Source organism: Sphingomonas cannabina (assembly GCF_021391395.1).
Taxonomy (GTDB): Bacteria; Pseudomonadota; Alphaproteobacteria; order Sphingomonadales; family Sphingomonadaceae; genus Sphingomonas; species Sphingomonas cannabina.
Map to the genome: position 1 here is coordinate 4,049,484 of NZ_CP090059.1, position 18,762 is coordinate 4,068,245.

Annotated in this window: 15 protein-coding genes; 8 read left to right on the forward strand and 7 right to left on the reverse strand. The window is 67.1% G+C overall.

Going from position 1 to position 18,762, the window contains the following annotated elements; genetic code table 11:
• Window positions 1–28: 28 nt before the first annotated feature.
• From LZK98_RS19085 to LZK98_RS19105, 5 genes are all read right to left on the reverse strand, one after another.
• Window positions 29–1,168 (reverse strand): MBL fold metallo-hydrolase, encoded by a 1,140-nt coding sequence (locus LZK98_RS19085; RefSeq protein ID WP_233784090.1) that lies wholly within the window; start codon window positions 1,166–1,168, stop codon window positions 29–31.
• A 3-nt stretch (window positions 1,169–1,171) separates the two neighbouring features.
• Window positions 1,172–2,692, reverse strand: coding sequence for a fumarate hydratase (locus tag LZK98_RS19090; RefSeq protein WP_233784091.1), 1,521 nt, complete (start codon window positions 2,690–2,692; stop codon window positions 1,172–1,174).
• A 45-nt stretch (window positions 2,693–2,737) separates the two neighbouring features.
• Window positions 2,738–3,322, reverse strand: coding sequence for a hypothetical protein (locus tag LZK98_RS19095; RefSeq protein ID WP_233784092.1), 585 nt, complete (start codon window positions 3,320–3,322; stop codon window positions 2,738–2,740).
• 297 nt (window positions 3,323–3,619) lie between these two features.
• The gene (locus LZK98_RS19100) at window positions 3,620–4,285 is read right to left on the reverse strand and encodes a glutathione S-transferase family protein (RefSeq protein WP_233784093.1); all 666 of its coding nucleotides are present in this window, start codon (window positions 4,283–4,285) and stop codon (window positions 3,620–3,622) included.
• Between the two features lie 9 nt (window positions 4,286–4,294).
• Window positions 4,295–4,864 carry a dihydrofolate reductase family protein gene (locus LZK98_RS19105; RefSeq protein WP_233784094.1) on the reverse strand — a complete coding sequence of 190 codons (570 nt, stop codon included), beginning with the start codon at window positions 4,862–4,864 and terminating at the stop codon, window positions 4,295–4,297.
• Window positions 4,865–4,962: 98 nt separating this feature from the next.
• Between LZK98_RS19105 and LZK98_RS19110 the strand changes: the two genes are divergently transcribed.
• The 5 genes from LZK98_RS19110 to LZK98_RS19130 all read left to right on the forward strand — a co-directional run bounded on the left by LZK98_RS19110 (window position 4,963) and on the right by LZK98_RS19130 (window position 12,792).
• Window positions 4,963–5,460, forward strand: coding sequence for a winged helix-turn-helix transcriptional regulator (locus LZK98_RS19110; protein WP_233784095.1), 498 nt, complete (start codon window positions 4,963–4,965; stop codon window positions 5,458–5,460).
• A 317-nt stretch (window positions 5,461–5,777) separates the two neighbouring features.
• Window positions 5,778–7,916, forward strand: a complete 2,139-nt coding sequence (gene ligA, locus LZK98_RS19115) for an NAD-dependent DNA ligase LigA (protein ID WP_233784096.1) — start codon at window positions 5,778–5,780, stop codon at window positions 7,914–7,916.
• A gap of 149 nt (window positions 7,917–8,065) precedes the next feature.
• Window positions 8,066–10,687, forward strand: a complete 2,622-nt coding sequence (locus LZK98_RS19120; RefSeq protein WP_233784097.1) for a TonB-dependent receptor — start codon at window positions 8,066–8,068, stop codon at window positions 10,685–10,687.
• 87 nt (window positions 10,688–10,774) lie between these two features.
• Complete coding sequence (locus LZK98_RS19125; protein WP_233784098.1) at window positions 10,775–11,869, forward strand: sensor histidine kinase; 1,095 nt, start codon at window positions 10,775–10,777, stop codon at window positions 11,867–11,869.
• Window positions 11,870–11,991: 122 nt separating this feature from the next.
• Window positions 11,992–12,792 carry a LytR/AlgR family response regulator transcription factor gene (locus LZK98_RS19130; RefSeq protein WP_233784099.1) on the forward strand — a complete coding sequence of 267 codons (801 nt, stop codon included), beginning with the start codon at window positions 11,992–11,994 and terminating at the stop codon, window positions 12,790–12,792.
• 136 nt (window positions 12,793–12,928) lie between these two features.
• Here LZK98_RS19130 and LZK98_RS19135 read toward each other — a convergent pair whose 3' ends face one another.
• The gene (locus tag LZK98_RS19135; RefSeq protein ID WP_233784100.1) at window positions 12,929–13,414 is read right to left on the reverse strand and encodes an Lrp/AsnC family transcriptional regulator; all 486 of its coding nucleotides are present in this window, start codon (window positions 13,412–13,414) and stop codon (window positions 12,929–12,931) included.
• A gap of 105 nt (window positions 13,415–13,519) precedes the next feature.
• Between LZK98_RS19135 and LZK98_RS19140 the strand changes: the two genes are divergently transcribed.
• From LZK98_RS19140 to LZK98_RS19150, 3 genes are all read left to right on the forward strand, one after another.
• Window positions 13,520–14,491 (forward strand): DMT family transporter, encoded by a 972-nt coding sequence (locus LZK98_RS19140; protein WP_233784101.1) that lies wholly within the window; start codon window positions 13,520–13,522, stop codon window positions 14,489–14,491.
• Between the two features lie 277 nt (window positions 14,492–14,768).
• Window positions 14,769–15,092: a DUF485 domain-containing protein gene (locus tag LZK98_RS19145; RefSeq protein WP_233784102.1), complete on the forward strand. Its 324-nt coding sequence runs from the start codon at window positions 14,769–14,771 to the stop codon at window positions 15,090–15,092.
• Between the two features lie 29 nt (window positions 15,093–15,121).
• A complete protein-coding gene (locus LZK98_RS19150) occupies window positions 15,122–16,807 on the forward strand; it encodes a cation acetate symporter (RefSeq protein ID WP_233786642.1) in 1,686 nt (561 codons plus the stop codon).
• A gap of 22 nt (window positions 16,808–16,829) precedes the next feature.
• Here the strand turns inward: LZK98_RS19150 and LZK98_RS19155 are convergent, their stop codons facing one another.
• Complete coding sequence (locus tag LZK98_RS19155) at window positions 16,830–18,740, reverse strand: M48 family metallopeptidase (protein ID WP_233784103.1); 1,911 nt, start codon at window positions 18,738–18,740, stop codon at window positions 16,830–16,832.
• Between the last annotated feature and the right edge of the window lie 22 nt (window positions 18,741–18,762).

Sequence of the window (18,762 nt, forward strand, 5' to 3'; positions counted from 1 at the left end):
ACAGGCGCCGGGCGGCGCGCAAACAGGTTCAGCGCAGTGCGCGGACTGCCGGCGTATCGAGGCACCGGAGCAGCGCGTCGCGCGATATCGCCGGTGCGGATGGGCGCGTGGAGAGCGGCGGTATCGTTCGCGGCGCGCCGATCGGCATGGCATGAAAGCCCTCGAGGCCGGCGCAGCGCATCGTGGCGGCGAGCAGCTTCGGCGGCGTGTCCCTTGCGTCGTAGGACAGCCGGAATGTCCCCCAATGCACGCCGATCGCGTTCGCAGCGCCAAGGCGTCGGAACACCTCCACCGCATCGACCGGCCCGATATGGCTTCCCGAGGCCATCTGTCCCGCCTCGAAGCGGAACGCGCCGATCGGGATCAGCGCCAGGCGTACCGGCCCCAGCCGCGCCGCGTCGTCCGCCCAGCCGAGATCGCCCGCTCCGGTATCGCCCGCGAAGAACAGGTTGCCGCCCGGCAGCCGCACCACGAAGCTCGACCACAATGCCCGGTTGCGATCAGCGAACCAGCGCGAATCCCAATGATGGCTGCGCGTCACCACCACTTCGACGCCGGGCTTCACCGCCACGCGCCCGCCCCAGTCGAGCGCCTTGGCGGGAAAGCCCATCACCGCGTCGTTGCCCAGGCTGGTGACGATGATCGGCCGGTCGCGCTCCCACAGCCGCCGGAGCGTCGCCAGGTCGAGATGGTCGTAATGGTTGTGGCTGACGAGAACGAGGTCGATCTTCGGCAGGTCCTCGAAGCGGATGCCGGGCGCCGCCACCCGCCGCGGCCCGAAGCCCAGCGGCCCGACCGTGTCGCTCCACACCGGATCGGTGAGGATGTTGAGCCCCTCCGTCTGCACGAGCACCGTCGCATGGCCGACCCAGGTCGCGACCATCGCCCTCCCCTCGACCCGAGGAGCGGGTTTCGAAGGGGCGATCGCAACGCGCGAAGGCCAGGCCGGCCGATCATCGCGGGTCAGGTAGCGCAGCGCAAATCCCGGTCCCGGCCGCACATCGTCCGCGCCATCGGGATTGAAGAACCGCTCTCCGTCGAAATGCCCGCTCGCGGGGCCGCGATAATAGATGTGGTCAAGGAAGCGGGGAACGATCGTGATCGCAAGACAGACCGCGACGATAAGCCACAGCACCGTGCCCGCGAGAAACCCGGCCAGGCGGCGCATGGCTCACGCCTTCTCCAGCAGCTTCTCCTTCGCGATCCTCTCCCGCCATACCAGCGGCGCGAGCTGGTGGACGTTGGCGCCCGTCGAATCCACCGCCACCGTCACCGGGAAATCCTGCACCTCGAACTCGTAGATCGCCTCCATGCCGAGGTCCTCGAAGCCGACCACCTTGCTGCCCTTGATCGCGCGCGCGACGAGATAGGCGGCGCCGCCCACCGCCATCAGATAGGCCGACTGATGGTCGCGGATCGCCTCCACCGCCGCCGGTCCGCGTTCGGCCTTGCCGACCATCGCCAGCAGGCCCTGCTCCAGCATCATGCGGGTGAACTTGTCCATGCGCGTCGCGGTGGTTGGGCCGGCCGGGCCCACCACTTCCTCACCGACCGGATCGACCGGGCCGACGTAATAGATCACGCGGCCGCGGAACTCGACCGGCAGCGCCTCGCCGCGATCGAGCATGTCCTTGATCCGCTTGTGCGCCGCGTCGCGCCCGGTCAGCATCTTGCCGCTCAGGAGCAGCCGGTCGCCCTGCTTCCAGCCCTTCACCACCTCCGGCGCCAGCGTGCCGAGGTCGACCCGCTTGGCCGCGCTGTCCGGTGCCCAGTCGACCTTGGGCCATTCGTCGAGCTTCGGCGCTTCCAGATAGGCCGGCCCCGATCCGTCGAGCACGAAATGCGCATGGCGGGTGGCGGCGCAATTGGGGATCATCGCCACCGGCTTCGACGCGGCATGGGTCGGCCAGTCGAGGATCTTGACGTCGAGGATGGTCGAAAGCCCACCCAGCCCCTGCGCGCCGATGCCGAGCGCGTTGACCTTGTCATAGAGCTCGATCCTGAGCGCCTCGATATCGTTCTGGGCCCCGCGCGCCTTGAGCTGGCTCATGTCGATCGCGCCCATCAGGCTTTCCTTGGCGAGCAGCATCGCCTTCTCGGCCGTCCCGCCGATGCCGATGCCGAGCATCCCCGGCGGGCACCAGCCGGCGCCCATCTGCGGCACCGTCTCCAGCACCCAGTCGACGATCGAATCCGACGGGTTCATCATCTTGAACTTGGACTTGTTCTCGCTGCCGCCGCCCTTGGCCGCGACGTCGACCGACACCTTCGCGCCCGGCACCATCTCGACGTGGAGCACCGACGGCGTGTTGTCGCGCGTGTTGCGGCGGGTGAAGGCCGGATCGGCGAGGATCGAGGCGCGCAGCTTGTTCTCGGGATGGAGGTAGGCGCGCCGCACGCCTTCGTCGATCACCTCCTGCAGGCTCCGGTCGCCGTCCAGCCGGCAGTCCTGCCCCCATTTCACGAACACGGTGACGATGCCGGTGTCCTGGCAAATCGGCCGATGCCCCTCGGCGCACATCCGCGAGTTGGTCAGGATCTGCGCGATCGCATCCTTGGCGGCGGGCGACTGTTCGGCCTCATAGGCCGCGCCCAGCGCGCGGATGTAATCCATCGGGTGGTAGTAGCTGATGAACTGGAGCGCGTCGGCGACGCTCTCGATCAGGTCGGCGGGCTTGATGGTGACGGTCATGGCGGAGCCGCCACTAAGGCCCGCGCTCGGATGCCGCAACGTCTCTCACTCGGTCGCCAGCGTGAAATACTCGATCCCGTAATAGACCAGCTGATAGCCGAGCGCCGCCAGCGCCAGTACGAGCTGCGCCTGCTTGTCCTTCAGCCACGCGCCGAGCCCGGCCACCGCCAGCATCACCGCGATGTGCATCGGATACAGCCACCCCAGCGCATGCCAGCGCGACGCGCCCTTCAGAGAGGTGTCGGCGAGGTCCATCAGCGTCATCAGCGCGATCAGTCCGAAGAACCAGGCCCGCCGCTCGAGCAGATAACCCTCGTAGCTGCCGTATTCCTGCACGTCCTCCGGGAACAGCAGCGCCGAAAGCATGAAGAAGCACGAGCAATAGGCGATCACGAACAGATAGGACCCGAACGTCCAGCGCGCGACCTCGGCCAGGCGGAACTCCCACCACCAGAAGGTGACGATCGAAACGAGCGTCCACACCACCCAGCTCATGTGGATCCACGACCACCGGTATCGCTTAGGATGCACGATGATCGCCGCGACGCCCTTCAACAGCGTGGTGATGCCGAGCCCCAGGATGATGCTCATCACCACCCGGATGTGCAGGTAGAGCTGGTCGGTCCCCATCGTGCCGCGCTCCCAAGGCCTTGGCGCGCGATCCTGCCGCATTTGGCGCCGGCTTTCCACCGGAGGCGGGTCGAGTTTTGTTCACGCGAAGGCGCGAAGGCGCGAAGAGAAGAAGAATTGGTTCACGCAGAGACGCAGAGGACGCAGAGATTACGTCGCCCGCCGCGCGCTCAGCCGCGCCAGCGGCCTTCATGCTTGTGGCTTACCGCAGGTTGAAAGGTCTCGCTGACGCGAGACGGGGACTACAGGCGAGGCACCTCTGCGTCCTCCGCGTCTCTGCGTGAACCAAAATCAAGCTCAGTCCCGCCCCTCCGGCGCGCGGAGCGGGAACATGTGCCGATAGGGTCGCGCCTCGTCGAGCACCCGGGCATAGCTCGGCCGCGCGAGCAGCCGGGTGCGATAGGCGCGGAGGTTTGCGAACCGCTCCGGAATCGGATGGGTCCAGTCGGCGTAGAGCAGCGCCGGCGCCGCCGCGCAGTCGGCGAGGCTGAACTGCCCGGCCGCGGCCCATTCCCGCCCTGCCAGCCAGCCGTCGAGCCATGCGTAGGAAGTGTCGAGCATCGCCCGCGCCTCGCGCACGCCGCGCTCGTCGTGCTCGCCGTCGCGCAGGAAATCGAACACAACCTTGCCCTGCGGTGTCATCACGTAGTTGTCGAAGAAGCGGTCAAGCATCCTGACCTCGATCGCCGCATCGGGATCCTCCGGGATCAGTCGCGCCGGCTGCGGATGATGGACGTCGAGATATTCGATGATGACGGTCGCCTCCGCGATCATCCGCTCGCCGACGGTGATGATCGGGAAGCGCCCGATCGGCCACAGCGCCGCGAACGCGCTCGCCGCCGGCTCGCTGCCGTCGAGCATCACGAACTCGAACGGCACGCCCTTCTCGTAGAAGACGGTGAGCGCCTTGTGGCAGTAGGAAGACAAAGGGTGTGCGTAGAGCCTGATCGCCGGTTCGGTCATCGTCCCCTCCTATCGTGTGCGGGCATAGCGCAGGATCACCGATCCGGTATCGAGCGTACGGTTTTCGATCAGCGCCAGCTCCTGCCGCGCGTGCTCGCCCTCGAACAACCGGCGTCCGGCGCCCCACAGCACCGGCACGATCATCATCATGATCTCGTCGACCACGTCGGCCTCGATCAGCGCACCGATCAGCCCCTTGCCGCCGAAGGCGAAGATGTCGCCGTCGATCTCGGCCTTGAGCCGCGCGATCGTCGGCGCAATCCCGTCCCGGGCCAGCGTGGCGTTCCAACCCGGATCGCCGGTCAGCGTGCGCGAGAACACCGTCTTCGGCAGCGCGTTCATCGTCCCCGCATAGCTGATGCCCGCGGCGACGCTGGTCGGATCGGTCTCCGCCTGGCTCCAGAAATCGCGCATGAACTCGAAATTGGTGCGCCCGTAGACGAGGTGCTTCGCCCGCGAGAGCGAATGCAGCGACCAGTTCCGCTCGACGTCGTCGGACCATGCCGGCCCTTCGAAGCCGCTCTCGGGCTCGATGAATCCGTCCAGGCTCGTGAACACCGATACCACCAGCTTGCCCATCTCGACCTCCTCACATTAACTGCTTGCGTTTTGCAATCGGTATCGAGTCGATAATCTGACCGCTTGTATATTGCAAGCGGTTTCTCCATATTTCCGGAATGAGCGAGACGATCCGATCCGGCTGCCCGATCAACCTGACGCTGGAGGCGCTCGGCGACCGCTGGAGCCTGATCGTCATCCGCGACATCATGTTCGGCAACCGCCGCCATTTCCGCGACCTGCTCACCCATTCCGAGGAGCGGATCGCCTCCAACATCCTCGCCGACCGGCTCAAGAAACTGGACGCCTGGGGCTTCATCACCCGCGCGCCCGATCCCACCCACAGCCAGCGCAGCACGCTGAGCCTCACCGAGAAGGCGATCCAGCTCGTCCCCGTGCTGGCGATGATGGGCGCCTGGGGCCGCCGCCACACGCCGGTCACCCGTGAGCTGTCGGTCCGCGCGCAGCTGCTGGAGGAAGGCGGCCCGCCGCTTTGGGAGGATTTCATGGCGGAGCTGCGCCACGTCCATCTCGGCACGCCGCTGCCGCCGGGACATGAGAGCGTGGGGGCACGGTTGCAGGCTGCCTATGAGGCGGCGCTCGCAGAAGTAGAATAGTTCACGCGAAGGCGCAAAGGCGCGAAGAAGAAAAAGGAAGAAGAGGTTCGCGCGGAGACGCGGAGACGCGGAGGAACGTCGCCTGCCGCACGCTCAGCCGCGCCAGCGGCCTTCATGGTTGGTGCTCGCCACAGGTTGAAAGGTCTCGCTGACGCGAGACGGGTGCCGCAAGCAAGACACCTCCGCGTCTCCGCGTCTCCGCGCGAACAAACTCTTCACTTCATTCTTCGCGCCTTCGCGTCTTCGCGTGAACCAAAAAAGCCTTCTCACCCCAGCCCGGGTTCAACTCCGCCGCATCTTGCCGTAGCGAGAAACGCATGGACGCGCTCCCCACCACCGAGGCCGAGGCCGCCGCCGAGCTCGAGCGGCTTGCCGCCGAGATCGCCCACCACAACCGCCTCTACCACACCGACGACGCGCCGGAGATCAGCGACGGCGAATTCGACGCGCTGGTCCGCCGCAATGCCGCGATCGAGGCTGCCTTCCCCGCGCTCGTCCGTGCCGATTCGCCGTCGAAGCAGGTCGGCGCCGCCCCCGCCGGCAACCTCGCCAAGGTGCCGCACGCGCGGCCGATGTTCAGCCTCGACAATGCCTTCGACGACGCCGACGTCTTCGAGTTCCTCGCCCGCATCCGCCGCTTCCTCAGCCTACCAGAGAACGCCCCCATCGCCCTCACCGCCGAGCCCAAGATCGACGGCCTGTCCTGCTCGCTGCGCTATGAGAACCGCCGCCTCGTCCGTGCGCTCACCCGTGGCGACGGCACCATCGGCGAGGACGTGACTCCCAATGCACTGACGATCGGGGACATCCCCCGCGAGCTCCCCGCCGACGCCCCCGACGTGTTCGAGGTGCGCGGCGAGGTCTATATGGCGAAGGACGATTTCGCCGCGCTCAACGTCCGCCTGCTCGCCGAGGCCACCAAGGCTGGCGACCCGGACAAGGCCCGCCAGTTCGCCAACCCGCGCAACGCCGCCGCCGGCTCGCTCCGCCAGAAGGACGCGGCGGTCACCGCCTCCCGCCCCTTGTGCTTCCTCGCCTGGGGCTGGGGTGAGGCGAGCGCGCTCCCCGCCGATACCCAGGCCGGCATGGTCGCCGCGATCCGGGGCTGGGGCTTCCCCGTCGCCGCGGCATTCAAACGCTGCGACACCGTCGAAGAGGCGCTCGCCGTCTACCGCGCGATCGAGCACGAGCGCGCCGACCTTCCCTTCGACATCGACGGTGTGGTCTACAAGGTCGATCGGCTCGACTGGCAGACCCGGCTCGGCAGCGTCGGCCGCGCGCCGCGCTGGGGCATCGCGCACAAATTCCCCGCCCAGCGCGCCGAGACCACACTGGAGCGGATCGACATCCAGGTCGGCCGCACCGGCAAGCTCACGCCCGTCGCGCGCCTGAAGCCGGTGACGGTCGGCGGCGTCGTCGTCACCAACGCGACACTGCACAACGCCGACGAGATCGCCCGCCTCGGCGTCCGCCCCGGCGACCGCGTCGTGCTCCAGCGCGCCGGCGACGTCATCCCGCAGATCGTCGAGAACCTCACTCGCGACGAACCGCGCGAGCCGTGGACCTTCCCCACCCACTGCCCGCAATGCCAATCCGACGCGGTGCGCGAGGAAGGCGAGGTCGACATCCGCTGCACCGGGGGGCTGATCTGCCCGGCGCAGCGGCTGGAGCGGCTGCGCCATTTCGTCAGCCGCGGCGCGCTCGACATCGAGGGGCTGGGTGAGAAGAGTCTGCAGGAATTCCTCGATCTCGGCTGGATCGCCGAGCCCGCCGACATCTACCGTCTCGCCGCGCATCGCGACGAGCTGCTCGGCCGCGAGGGCTGGAAGGACAAGTCGGTCGATAATCTGCTCGCCGCGATCGAGGCGAAGCGCAGCCCCGATCCGGTGCGGCTGCTGTTCGGCCTCGGCATCCGCCACATCGGCAGCATCACTGCGCGCGACCTGCTCAAGCGCTACGCCACCTTCCCCGAGATCCGGGCGCTGGCGGACGAGATCATCGCGCTCCGGGACGAAATGGCGCCCGCGCTGGGCGAGACCGAGCAGAAGTTCCACGCGCGCCGCGACAAGGCGATCGCCGAGCATATCGGCGTCGAGAATGTCGGCGCCGCCGTCGGCCACGCCCTCGCCGACTTCTTCCACGAGCCGCACAACCGCGCGGTGTGGGACGACCTGCTCGGCGAGGTGAGCCCGCCCCCGTTCGTCCTCGACGTGCGCGAGTCGGAGGTCGCGGGCAAGACCGTGGTGTTCACCGGCACGCTCGAGACGCTGAGCCGCGACGAGGCCAAGGCCCAGGCAGAGACCCTGGGCGCGCGCGTGTCGGGATCGGTGTCGGCAAAGACCGATCTGGTGGTGGCGGGTCCCGGCGCCGGCTCGAAGCTCAAGAAGGCTGCCGAGCTAGGTATCCGCGTGGTCGACGAGGCCGGCTGGGCCGCGATCGTCGCCGCGGCCGGGTGATGCCATTTTGCAACGCAACAAAATTACGTTCGGCTTGACATTGCACGACTCGCCGCACGTCATTTAAGCGTCACAAATGAGGCGCAGGGGGCGCCGCAACGGCGGGGGTCGCCGTGTTCCGAGCACACTGGCTCCAAGGGGAAATTTTCATGCGGATGAAGCTATTTGCCGGCGTGGCGCTCGTCGCGTTCACGCTCCCGGGCGCTGCCTATGCCCAGTCGACCGGTTCGATCGACTTCGACCAGTCGGACATCGTCGTCACGGGCTCGCGCGGAGCAAGTGAAGTCGGCGGCTTCCAGGCGCCCGATACGTCGAAGGCCAAGGCGGTCCTGACCCAGGAATTCATCAACCGCCAGGCGCCGGGCCAGACGATCAACGACACGATCAACCAGCTTCCGGGCGTCAGCTTCCAGAACAACGATCCGTTCGGCTCGGCGGGCGGCACGCTCACCATCCGCGGCTTCGATTCGACTCGCATCAACCAGACGTTCGACGGCATCCCGCTGAACGACTCGGGCAACTACGCTCTCTATTCGAACCAGCAGCTCGATCCCGAGCTGATCGAGCAGGTCAACGTCAACCTCGGCTCGACCGACGTCGACTCGCCGAGCGCCGCGGCGACCGGTTCGACCGTCAACTATCGCACGATCACGCCGAGCAAGGATTTCGGCGCGAAGCTGGTCGGATCGGCCGGCGATTCCGGCTTCTTCCGCACCTTCGGCATGATCCAGACCGGTGAGATTTTCGACGGCGGCCCGCGCATGTTCTTCGCGGCGAGCCAGGCGCGCAACGACGTCATCTTCAACAATATCGGCAAGGTCAAGAAGCAGCAGTACAACGCCAAGCTCTATCAGGATCTCGGCAACAACGGCGACTTCATCGCGATCGCCGGCCATTACAACGTGAACCGGAACAACTTCCAGGGTTCGCTGCCGCTCCGCTGGGATACGACGGTCGATACGGTCACCGGGACGGCGCCGAATCAAACCATCGTCCGCACCCCGCGCACCGTCGGGTCGGGCAGCGCGAACCGCTTCCCGATCGGCGACGAGAAGCCCTATTATGAGATCGCGCGCTGCCAGACCAATCAGGTCGCGCAGGCCGGCGTCGCCGACGCCGCCAACAGCTGCGGCTCGACCTTCGACGAGCGCTACAACCCGTCGAACACGGGCAACATCCGCATCAACTCGCGCTTCACCCTGGCCGACAACCTGGTCCTGACGGTCGACCCCAGCTATCAGTGGGTCCAGGCGAACGGCGGCGGCACCGTGGTCGCACAGGAAGGCACGCGCACGATCGGTTCGGGCGCCTCGGCCACCCGCCAGACCGGTTATATCGGCGGCACGCCCTATTTCGGCCGTGACCTCAACGGCGACGGCGACCTGCTCGACACCGTCCGTGTGCTCGCCCCCAGCCAGACCGGCACGCGGCGCATCGGCGTGATCGCGGGCCTGCGCTATGATTTCAGCGATACGCAGACCGTTCGCGTCAACTACACCTTCGATCACGCCCGGCATCGCCAGACCGGCGAGGTCGGCTTCCTGCTGCCCAACGGCGTGCCTATCAACGTCTTCCCGATCAACAATCCGGCCGAGGATGCCGGCGGCAACGTTCTCCAGAAGCGCGACCGCCTCTCCTATGCGGTGCTGCACCAGGTTTCGGGCGAGTATCGCGGTCGCTTCTTCGATGCGCTGACGGTCAACGTCGGCCTGGCGATGAAGTTCTTCAAGCGCGACCTGAACAACTATTGCTACACGACGAGCGCCTCCGGCTTCGTCGATTGCTTCGGCACCAACGCGGCCGCGACCGCCGCCTATCAGGCCGCGAACCCGACCGTCCAGGGCCCGCAGCAGCGTATCCTGCACTATAAGAAGGCGACGCCGAATGTCGGCCTCACTTATGAGATCACGCCGAAGGTGAGCGTGTTCGGCAATTACTCGCAGGGCGTCCAGGTGCCCGGCACGGACAATCTCTACAACGCCTTCTTCTTCCCGGTGGACACCGATCAGGCGCGCCCGAAGCCGGAGACGACCGACAATTTCGATCTCGGCCTGCGCTATCGCTCGTCGAAGTTCCAGGCCCAGATCGGCGCATGGTACACCAATTATCAGAACCGCCTCGCGCAGTCCTATGATCCGGAGCTCGACCGGTCGGTCTACCGCAATCTCGGCCGCGTGAAGAAATACGGCTTCGACGGCTTCGCCAGCTATCAGCCGGTGCCCGAATTCCAGGTCTATGCCTTCGGCTCCTATCTCCACTCGGAGATTCAGGATGACGTCGTGATCGGCCGGTTGACCAGCGGCGATCCGATCTATGCCCAGACCGCGGGCAAGCGTGAATCGGGCGCGCCGGTCTACATGTTCGGCGGCGGCACCACGGTCGACCTGCCGTACGTCAGCTTCGGCGTGAACGTGAAGCGGACCGGCCCGCGCTACATCTACGACACCAATGAGCCGGTGCGTCAGCTGCTGACCGTCAACAATGCGGCGCAGGTCACGCAGATCTTCCCGAACAAGACGCCGGCCTATACGCTGGTCAATGCCGATGCGCGGGTGAAGCTCGACTGGGCGGGTCTCAACGACCAGACCTATTTCCAGTTCAACCTGCTCAACGTCTTCAACGAGCGTTACGTCGGCGGCTTCACCGCGAACATCAACCAGGGGCCGAGCTTCAACTCGGCCACCGGCGCCGTCACCGGCTATGGCGCGCCGCCGAACGCCCAGCTCGGCTATCCGCGGACCTTCATGGGATCGTTCGTCATCGGCTTCTAATGGCTGCATGACCGACGCAAGAAATCGGCCGTCGCCTTCGGGCGGCGGCCTTTTTCTTTACGTTCTGCCCGGCTAAACGCTGGTCCCGTGAAGCCAGCGATCTTCTCGCGCCCGTTCTTCGAGGACAAGAGCCGCGCCTTCTGGCTGCTGCAGGCGGCGGGGTGGTCGGGCTATCTCTTGCTGCGCACCGTCTCGACCATCTCGAACAACCTGTCGTTCGAGAACATCATCGTCGCGATCATCGAGGCGATCGTCGGCTATTGCATCACGCTGCTGCTCTCGACGCTCTACGGCTACTATCGCCGCCTGCCGCGGGTGACGGAGATCCTGCTGACGCTGGTCACGCTCGCGGTCGCCACCGTCGTCTATGCGGTGATCGACGCCTTCACCTATTCGTTCGTGCGCAGCGCCGAGCCGGGGATCACGATCAGCCTGGTGCTCGGCACCATCTTCTTGAACTTCACCGTGCTCGCCGGCTGGTCGGCGCTCTATTTCGGCATCAACTTCTATCTGATCGTCGAAAAGCAGATCGACGAGATGCAGCTCCTGGAGACCCAGGCCTCCTCGGCCCAGCTCGCGATGCTGCGCTACCAGCTCAACCCGCACTTCCTGTTCAACACGCTCAACTCGATCTCGACGCTGGTGCTGCTCAAGCAGACGGAGCGTGCCAATGCGATGCTGAGCCGTTTGTCGGCGTTCCTGCGTTACACGCTGATCAACGAGCCGACCGCCCATGTCACCGTCGCGCAGGAGATCGAAACGCTGAAGCTCTACCTCGAAATCGAGAAGATGCGGTTCGAGAACCGCCTGCGCACCTCCTTCGAGGTCGAGCCGCGGGTCGAGAAGGCGCGCCTGCCTTCGCTGCTGCTCCAGCCGCTCGTCGAGAATGCGATCAAATATGCCGTAACGCCGCAGGAGGAGGGCGCTGATATCGGCGTCTCCGCTCGACTCGTCGGCGATAGGGTGCAGATCACCGTATCCGACACCGGCCCGGGCTTGAGCGACGCGCGTCCAAGGCCAAGCCTTTCAACCGGGGTCGGCCTCGCCAATATAAGAGAGCGGCTGGCGCAGGCCTATGGCCCCGACCACCGTTTCGAGACGCGGTCCGTCCCCGGCAAGGGCTTCCGCGTCGAGATCGAAATTCCGTTCCAGATCGAGGAGCCGGTAAGAGAGGCAGCATAAGGGGTCGGACCCACGAACCTCCCTTCCACACGCCGTAGGGAAAGCGGCGGCGGCGGGAAGAGGTCCGGCACCGGGAGAGTCCGCAGGTGGGGGCAGTCACGTTTATTTTTGAGTGAGGCAGCATGACCATCCGCACCATCCTCGTCGACGACGAACCGCTGGCGATCCAGGGCCTCGAGCTTCGTCTCCAGGAGTTCGACGACGTCGAGATCGTCGCCAAATGCGGCAACGGCCGCGAGGCGATCAGCGCGATCAAGACCCACAAGCCCGACCTCGTCTTCCTCGACATCCAGATGCCGGGCTTCGACGGCTTCTCGGTCGTGCAGGGGCTGATGGAGGTCGAGCCGCCGCTGTTCGTCTTCGTCACCGCCTATTCGGACCACGCGATCCGCGCGTTCGAGGCGCAGGCGGTCGATTATCTTCTGAAGCCGGTCGACGAGGCCCGCCTCGCCGACACGCTCGATCGCGTCCGCCAGCGCCTCAGCGAGAAGCGCGGCGCCGAGGAGGTCGAGAAGCTCAAGGAAGTGCTCGCCGAGGTCGCCCCCGACGCCGCCGAGACCCTGGCCGACGGCACCGAGCAGCCTGCGGCGAGCCGCTTCGAGAAGCTGATCAACATCAAGGACCGCGGCAAGATCTTCCGCGTCGACGTCGACACGATCGAGGTGGTCGAGGCGGCCGGCGATTACATGTGCATCAAGACCGGCGACAACACGCTGATCCTGCGCCAGACGATGAAGGACCTGGAGAAGCGCCTCGACCCGCGCCGCTTCCAGCGCGTCCACCGCTCGACGATCGTCAACCTGGACCTCGTCCGGCAGGTCAAGCCGCATACCAACGGCGAATGCTTCCTGGTGCTGGAATCGGGGGGGCAGGTGAAGGTCAGCCGTTCCTACCGCGACGTGGTCGCGCGGTTCGTGCATTAGGGCGGATCGCTGCCGGCCGCGATCAGCTTCAATCTTCAATATTGTCCTTGTGCTCCTGCGAAGGCAGGAGCCTTGGCCGCAAACGACATCCCTGCGATCCTCCAACGCTCCTGCCTTCGCAGGAGCACGGAAGGTTTCACGGAATCACCACAGCTGTATCGGCCTTGACCCGGTCGAGCGCGACCAGCGTGCGGTAGCGCTCGACGAAGTCATTCTCGGCGAACAGCCGGCGCGTCAGTGCCTCGTAGGTCCGCATGTCGCGGCTGACGATGACCAGCACGAAGGTCACCCCGCCGGTGACGAAATAGCATTGCTGCACGTCGGGCGTCTCCCGGAACAGCGCCTTGGCGGCGTCGACCGTCGCGGCCCGCTCGTCGCGGAGGTGCACCTCGACCACGGCGGTGATCGCCAGGCCCACGGCATCCGGATCGACGACGGCGACGTTCCGCGCGATGACGCCGGCGTCCTCCAGCGCGGCGATCCGGCGCTGCACCGCCGCGGCGGAGAGATTCACCGCCTCCGCGATCACCCGTTGCGGCGTCTTGTTGTCGCGCTGGACGATGCGGAGGATCGCTCGGTCGAACGCGTCCAGCCCGCGGGCATGAGAGGGTCTGCTCGGCATTTCCGCGAGTTTTTGTTGCATTTCAGCCTCGAATCAAGAGCGCACGCACCGTTCCAGCGATGATAAAACGCGCACCTCATCACCGGTAAAGCGCGGACAGACATCATGACCTCTGCCCTTCGAAAGGAGGCCGGCAGCAACGCGATGGCCCTTGGAATCCTGTGCGGAATGGGCGCGGGCGCCCTGTGGGGACTGGTATTCCTCGCGCCCGCATTGGCGAGCCGGTTCAGCCCGCTCCAGCTCACCATCGGCCGCTATCTCTGTTACGGCCTGATCTCCGCCGTCCTTGTCGCACCACGCTGGCGATCGCTGGTCCCGCGGATCGGGCGCGAGGGATGGCTAGCGCTCGGCTGGCTCGCGCTCGCCGGCAACACGCTCTACTATATCCTGCTCTCGAGCGCCGTGCAGATGGGCGGCATCGCCATGACCTCGCTCGTCATCGGCTTCCTGCCGGTGGCGGTGACCATCATCGGCAGCCGGGACCGGGGCGCGGTTCCCCTGAACCGGCTCGTCCCTTCGCTCCTGCTTTCAGCCGGCGGCGCGATCTGCATCGGCTGGCAAGCCGTGGCGGAGGCGCCGGTCGGGTCCTCGGCCGCGCAGGCTATCGGCCTGATCTGCGCGATCGGCGCGCTCATATCTTGGACCAGCTACGCGGTCGGGAACAGCCGCTGGCTCGCCCGCCTTCCCGACGTTTCCGCGCACGACTGGAGCCTGCTGACCGGCGTCGTCACCGGCGCCCAGAGCGTCGCCCTGGTCCCGATCGCCCTGTTGCTCGGCACGGCCCGGCACGATGCGGGCGACTGGGCCCAGCTCGCCGGCGTATCGATCGGGGTGGCGGTGCTCGCCTCTATCGCCGGCAATGCGTTGTGGAACCGGATGAGCCGGCTGCTGCCGCTGACGCTGGTGGGCCAGATGATCCTGTTCGAGACGCTGTTCGCCCTCGTCTACGGGTTCGTCTGGGAGCAGCGCTTTCCGACGGGGCTGGAGATGGCGGCCTTCGCCCTGGTCGTCCTCAGCGTTCTGTCCTGCATGGCGGCGCACCGGAGGCCGGCTGAAGCCGTTCCGGCGGTGGCTTAGGCTTGGATCGGCCTTCCTTCTTCGTCACCCCGGACTTGTTCCGGGGTCCACCCAACCTCACGGGCTGGGTTGGAGCCTCCTCAGCCCTTGCCTCCCGGTGGACCCCGGCCCAAGGCCGGGGTGACGGTTGCAAGGCTCAGGCAATGGCTGTCGAAGCCGGCGCGAATGCCCCCGACAATAACCTTTGCCACTCCGCCACAATCCGGGCAGGTTCGCGCCACCGCCGGAACCGCAACCAGATCACGGCGGAACCTGAAAAGAGGGGGATGCCGGCACGATGCCCGATGAAACCACCGACAGCGCGCGCCTGCGGCAGGTCGCCGCCGATCCCCGCTACCAGGCGCTGGTCGCCCGCCGGTCGCGCTTCGCCTGGCTGCTGACGGCAATCATGCTGGTCGTCTTCTTCGGCTACGTCCTGCTGATCGCCTTCGACAAGACGCTGCTGGCCCGCCCGATCGGCGGCGGGACGACCACGCTAGGTATCCCGCTCGGCCTTGCCGTCATCCTCGTCGGCATCGTGCTGACCGGCGTCTACGTCCGCCGCGCCAACCGCGATTTCGATCCCGCCGTCCGCGCCATCCGCGAGGATGCCGGCCGGTGAAGCGCTCCCTCCTCACGCCCCGCCTCTCCCTGCTCCTGGTCGCCCTCGCCCTGCCCGGCGCGGCGCTCGCCGACGCCCTCACCGGCGAGGCGCAGCAGCAGCGGACCAACTGGCCCGCCATCCTGATGTTCGGCGCCTTCGTCCTCTTCACCCTCGGCATCACCCGCTGGGCGGCGCGCAAGACCCGCACCACCGCCGATTTCTATGCGGCCGGCGGCGGCATCACCGGCTTCCAGAACGGCCTCGCCATCGCCGGCGACTATATGTCGGCCGCGTCCTTCCTCGGCATCTCGGCGCAGATCTTCGCCGACGGCTATGACGGGCTCATCTACTCGACCGGCTTCCTGGTCGGCTGGCCGATCATCCTGTTCCTGCTCGCCGAGCGGCTGCGCAACCTCGGCCGCTACACCTTCGCCGACGTCGCCTCGTTCCGCTTCGCGCAGGCGCCGGTGCGGCTGTTCGCGGCGTTCAGCACGCTGGCGGTCGTCCTCTTCTACCTGATCGCGCAGATGGTCGGCGCCGGCCAGCTCATCAAGCTGCTGTTCGGCCTGCCCTACGGCTATGCCGTGGTGATCGTCGGCGTGCTGATGACGCTCTACGTGCTGTTCGGCGGGATGATCGCCACCACCTGGGTGCAGATCATCAAGGCGGTGCTGCTGCTCGGCTGCGCGACCGTGATGGCGGTCGCAGTGCTGGCGAGCGTCGGCTTCTCGCCCGACGCGCTGTTCGCCCGCGCGGTCGAGGTGAAGACGATGCTCGCCGCCAAGGCGGGCGCCGACCCCGCCGCCGCGGCCGAGAAGGGCCGCTCGATCATGAGTCCGGGCAACTTCATCAAGGATCCCATCTCGGCGATCTCGTTCGGCATGGCGCTGATGTTCGGCACCGCCGGCCTGCCGCATATCCTGATGCGCTTCTTCACCGTTCCCGACGCGCGGGAGGCGCGCAAGTCGGTGCTGTGGGCGACCGGCTGGATCGGCTATTTCTACCTGCTGACCTTCATCATCGGCTTCGGCGCGATCGTGCTGGTCGCGACCGACCCGGCGTTCCTCGATCCCGTGACCGGGACCCTGCGAGGCGGCGGCAACATGGCCGCGATCCACCTCGCCGACGCGATCGGCGGCGACCTGTTCCTCGGCTTCGTCTGCGCAGTCGCCTTCGCCACCATCCTCGCCGTCGTCTCCGGCCTGACGCTGGCCGGCGCGTCGGCGGTGAGCCACGATCTCTACGCCTCGGTGTTCCGCCACGGCCGCGCGAGCTCCGAGGACGAACTGCGCGTCTCGCGCCGCACCGTCATGGTGCTGGCGGTGGTCGCCATCCTGCTCGGTATCATCTTCGAGAAGCAGAACGTCGCCTTCATGGTCAGCCTCGCCTTCGCGCTCGCCGCCTCGGCCAACTTCCCGGTGTTGCTGCTGTCGGTGCTGTGGAAGGGCTGCACGACCCGCGGCGTCGTCTGGGGCGGCTCGATCGGGCTGGTGCTCGCGTTGGTGCTCACCATCCTGTCGCCGGCAGTGTGGGTCACGGTGCTCGGCAATGCCGCGCCGGTCTTTCCCTATACCTCGCCGGCGATCTTCTCGATGCCGGTCGCCTTCCTGGTGATCTGGATCGTCTCGCTGCTCGATCGCTCAGGCCGCGCCGCCGTCGACCGCGACGGCTATCTCGAACAGCGCGTTCGCTCCGAGACCGGCATCGGCGCCGCCACCGCGAGCGCGCATTGAGATCGGGGCAAACGGGCGCCGTCTAGGCGTCCTCCGCATGGAGCTCGCTGCCGGCGACCCTGGCCAGCCGCCGGTCGAGCCAGGCGACCTGCCGCGTGCGCTGGAAGCCGAGCGTGTCGCCATAATCGAGCAGGACGGCGATCACCCCGTCGATCACCTCCTGCCCGTCGGCGCCGGCATGGCCGGAGAAGACGAACACGATCTGCTCGCCGCCGCTGCCCGGAAACCGCCGCCGGGCCGCACGGACTTGGCGAAGGCCGACGACCTGACTCAGCCGCTGTCGCACGGCCTCGCGCACCTCGTCGCTCCAGTCGAGCGGGAGCAGCTCGACGGCCGGATCGATCTCGCGCCGCTCCTTCTCGGCGAGATTCTCGCGGAGCGCGGCCCGATGCAGCCGCTCGATCCACGGTTCGATTTCGGCATGGCGGCCGGCATCGCTCAGATGGCCTGCGATCAGGTCGCACGCAGCCGCCTCCAGCATCGGCACCGCCTCCGCCGCCGCTTCGAGCTCCGCGATTCCCGCCTCGTCCCCGGTGCGGAGGAGCAGCTCGCCCAGATGGAAGCGCAGGCCGTGCAGGTCGGGTTCGCTCGCAAGCAACGCGCGCAGATAGGGTATCGCCGCCGCGTCGCCGCGCACCGTGCGAACCAGATCGAGATGATGCTCCTGCTCCTCGCGCGTCAGCTCACCGCGGGACAGGCGCTCCTCGAGCGCGTCGAGGTCGGCGATCTCCTGCCGCCGCCTTTCCCTCGCCTCGGCCCACCATTCGCTGGCGGTCCGCCACCAGCTCTCATCCAGTTCGTCTGCCAGCCGATCGGCGATCGGCCCGAGCAGTTCGTCCGCAGCGCTTCTAACCAGGGGCTGCGGCACTCGCCCCTCGCAGCCCAGGGCGCGGAGGCGATCGGCCAGACTCGGATGCGTATCGCCAAGCCCCGTTGCGACCGCGAGCGCCGCCTCCAGACCCTGGCGGTCGGCGCCGTCACCTTCCGCTCGTGTCAGATGCTCCGCGGCGCTTCGAAAAGGCATGGCCGTCGGCGCGTCATGCTGATGCGACTCCGACCATAGCCGTTGCCAGCTCCGATCGAAGCGCTCGCTCTGAAGTCGCACGCGCACCAGCGCCGCCCCGGCGGTCGCCTGATCAGTCACCCGTGCCGCCGTCCGGTCAGCCTCGAATTCCTGCTGACGGGCGAGCACGAAACTATAGGCATTGAACCAAGGCACGTAGCGGCGCACGAACCACCGCATCACGCTTGCCGTCGCGCCATGCTCGAGAGCGGACGCGATCTGCCACCAGCGCAGACGTACGCGATAAGTGAAGGCGGTCCACCGGCCGTGCGCGCCGACGAAATGGCCGAGCTCGTGCCCGATCACCGCAGTCACCTCGTCGCGGCTCAGGCCCTGCAGCAAGGGCAGGCCGAGGATCAGCGTATTGAACGATCCGCCGAACAGTCCGAACCGCGGCTGCTGGACGATCGCGGCGTTGAACTCGCCCGTAACCACCACCTCATGGATGCGCGGCCCGCCCGTCGCTCGCCGGAGCTGCTCGACCATGACGTGTAGCGCCGGCGCCTCGGCGGCATCGAGCCTGCGTCCTTCGATCGGCTCCGCCCGCACGATGAGCGACCGCAGGATGGCGAGGCCGACGATGCCGCAAATGATGGCGATCTTGATCTCGAGCCCTGCCGCCCAGTGAAAGAAGAAGATCATCGCGACCATCGCCACGGCGATCGCCGCCAGCGCCAGGACCACCAGGCCGACGAAACCATAGCCGAGCAGAGCGGCCAGCACGACCTTGCGCGCATATCCGCGCGGCCGCTGCGCCGCTTCGCGTTCCAGCCGCGCGACTAGCGGCCCGTACCGCTCGTCGACACCGGCCGGCATGCTCCATTCGCCCGCCGGCTCGCTGACCTGGAGCCGCCTTCCCCCGAACACCATTGCCGATTCTTTCCCCGGTCCC